Raw genomic sequence first — 489 nt, forward strand, 5'->3', positions numbered from 1 at the left:
CGCCTCCCGTGCCGCCCTGCCCGGCCTGTGCCCCCGCGCCCACCGCGGCGCCGCCGGCTCCGCCCATGCCTCCGGTGCCACCGGTTCCACCGTGGCCGCCGATGCCGATCAGCGCCTGGCCGCCGGCTCCGCCGGCGCCCGCCGCGCCGCCGCCAGCTCCGGCGCTGCCCTGATGACCAGCGACGCCCGCGCCACCGGCTCCGCCGTCACCGCCGGCGCCGCCGTGACCACCGAACCCGAACACGCCTCCGGTGCCGCCCGCACCGCCGATCCCGCCCGTACCGCCGGGCGTGCCACCCGCACCCGCCGCTCCGGCGCCACCAGTACCACCGGCGCCACCGACGCCGATCAGGGCGGCCGTGCCGCCGTCTCCGCCGGTACCCCCTACCGCGCCGACCCCGCCGGCACCCCCGGCGCCGCCGACACCGAAGAACGTCCCAGCCCTGCCACCACTGCCACCGTGCCCGCCGCTGCCGAGGGGATCCGCAC

The 489-nt window shown here is 81.0% G+C and carries 1 protein-coding gene; it reads right to left on the reverse strand.

All coding sequences use genetic code 11. From position 1 onward, the window contains the following. The coding region (locus tag AO501_RS38290; RefSeq protein ID WP_197419899.1) for a hypothetical protein at window positions 1-489 on the reverse strand (489 nt) is incomplete at both ends.

It is taken from the genome of Mycobacterium gordonae (assembly GCF_001417955.2).
GTDB lineage: Bacteria > Actinomycetota > Actinomycetes > Mycobacteriales > Mycobacteriaceae > Mycobacterium > Mycobacterium gordonae_B.